The sequence below is a fragment of the Providencia sp. PROV076 genome (assembly GCF_028483405.1).
Classification (GTDB): domain Bacteria; phylum Pseudomonadota; class Gammaproteobacteria; order Enterobacterales; family Enterobacteriaceae; genus Providencia; species Providencia huaxiensis.
Window position 1 is genome coordinate 1 of record NZ_JAMPRR010000066.1, and the last position, 2,003, is coordinate 2,003.

A 2,003-nucleotide genomic window follows, 5' to 3' on the forward strand; every position below is an offset into this window, starting at 1 on the left:
GCCGATGCGCTCAAGCCGTGGATTGCGCGGCGTGAACGCTGGCCGTCCTTTCTGATCCGGCGCGATCCGCGCGACATCAGCCGTATCTGGGTCCTGGAACCGGAGGGACAGCATTACCTGGAAATTCCCTACCGTACCTTGTCGCATCCGGCTGTCACCCTCTGGGAACAACGGCAGGCGCTGGCGAAACTGCGGCAGCAAGGGCGCGAACAGGTGGATGAGTCGGCGCTGTTCCGCATGATCGGCCAGATGCGTGAGATTGTGACCAGCGCGCAGAAGGCCACACGCAAGGCGCGGCGTGACGCGGATCGCCGCCAGCACCTCAAGACATCAGCTCGGCCGGACAAGCCCGTTCCGCCGGATACGGATATTGCCGACCCGCAGGCAGACAACTTGCCACCCGCCAAACCGTTCGACCAGATTGAGGAGTGGTAGCCGTGGACGAATATCCCATCATCGACCTGTCCCACCTGCTGCCGGCGGCCCAGGGCTTGGCCCGTCTTCCGGCGGACGAGCGCATCCAGCGCCTTCGCGCCGACCGCTGGATCGGCTATCCGCGCGCAGTCGAGGCGCTGAACCGGCTGGAAGCCCTTTATGCGTGGCCAAACAAGCAACGCATGCCCAACCTGCTGCTGGTTGGCCCGACCAACAATGGCAAGTCGATGATCGTCGAGAAGTTCCGCCGCACCCACCCGGCCAGCTCCGACGCCGACCAGGAGCACATCCCGGTGTTGGTCGTGCAGATGCCGTCCGAGCCGTCCGTGATCCGCTTCTACGTCGCGCTGCTCGCCGCGATGGGCGCGCCGCTGCGCCCACGCCCACGGTTGCCGGAAATGGAGCAACTGGCTCTGGCACTGCTGCGCAAGGTCGGCGTGCGCATGCTGGTGATCGACGAGCTGCACAACGTGCTGGCCGGCAACAGCGTCAACCGCCGGGAATTCCTCAACCTGCTGCGCTTCCTCGGCAACGAACTGCGCATCCCGTTGGTTGGGGTAGGCACGCGCGACGCCTACCTAGCCATCCGCTCCGATGACCAGTTGGAAAATCGCTTCGAGCCGATGATGCTGCCGGTATGGGAGGCCAACGACGATTGCTGCTCACTGCTGGCCAGCTTCGCCGCTTCGCTCCCGCTGCGCCGGCCTTCCCCAATTGCCACGCTGGACATGGCTCGCTACCTGCTCACACGCAGCGAGGGCACCATAGGGGAACTGGCGCACTTGCTGATGGCGGCGGCCATCGTCGCCGTGGAGAGCGGCGAGGAAGCGATCAACCATCGCACACTCAGCATGGCCTGTCGACAACCTCTCGCGCAACCAAGACATCGCGGTCGGACTGCAAGTGATCTTGAAGCCACGGGCCCGTCCCACCCCGACATGGACCTCGATGCCCGAACGGACGTTAGATTTCGAGTTCTAGGCGTTCTGCGATGAAGGTTGGATCCCAGCCGGGATTGAAAGTGTCGACGTGGGTGAATCCGAGCCGCTCGTATAGGCCACGCAGGTTCGGGTGGCAGTCGAGCCGCAGCTTGGCGCACCCCTGCGTTCGCGCGGCATGGCGGCAAGCCTCGATCAGCGCGGAGCTGACACCCCGGCCCGCATGTGTCCGTCGCACCGCGAGCTTGTGCAGATATGCGGCCTCCCCCTTGAGGGCGTCGGGCCAGAACTCGGGATCCTCGGCCGACAAGGTGCAACAGCCGACGATGCCGTCGCTGCAACTCGCGACTAGGAGCTCGGATCTCAGGACGAAGGTCTCCGCGAATGTCCGGTCGATCCGCGCGACGTCCCAGGCGGGCGTTCCCTTGGCGGACATCCACGCCGCAGCGTCGTGCATCAGCCGCACAACCTCGTCGATATCACCCGAGCAGGCGACCCGAACGTTCGGAGGCTCCTCGCTGTCCATTCGCTCCCCTGGCGCGGTATGAACCGCCGCCTCATAGTGCAGTTTGATCCTGACGAGCCCAGCATGTCTGCGCCCACCTTCGCGGAACCTGACCAGGGTCCGCT

Annotated in this window: 2 protein-coding genes and 1 pseudogene; 2 read left to right on the top strand and 1 reads right to left on the bottom strand. The window is 65.0% G+C overall.

Features of this window, described 5'->3' with window-relative positions:
- Together PSF67_RS21930 and PSF67_RS21935 are read left to right on the top strand one after the other, a co-directional pair.
- Positions 1-435 (top strand): annotated as a pseudogene (locus PSF67_RS21930) (Mu transposase C-terminal domain-containing protein); the annotation flags it as partial.
- 2 nt (positions 436-437) lie between these two features.
- On the top strand, positions 438-1,430 hold the full coding sequence (locus PSF67_RS21935) for a TniB family NTP-binding protein (RefSeq protein ID WP_001381192.1): 993 nt from the start codon (positions 438-440) through the stop codon (positions 1,428-1,430).
- Here the strand turns inward: PSF67_RS21935 and PSF67_RS21940 are convergent.
- Entirely contained in the window at positions 1,399-1,899 is a 501-nt protein-coding gene (locus PSF67_RS21940; protein ID WP_000376623.1) for a GNAT family N-acetyltransferase, read from the bottom strand. The two genes, PSF67_RS21935 and PSF67_RS21940, sit on opposite strands and share 32 nt — an antisense overlap.
- Positions 1,900-2,003: the final 104 nt, after the last annotated feature.

Excerpts from the sequence above, each read along its gene's own strand:
- PSF67_RS21940 (WP_000376623.1), bottom strand. The coding sequence starts at position 1,899 with ATGGACAGCGAGGAGCCTCCGAACGTTCGGGTCGCCTGCTCGGGTGAT.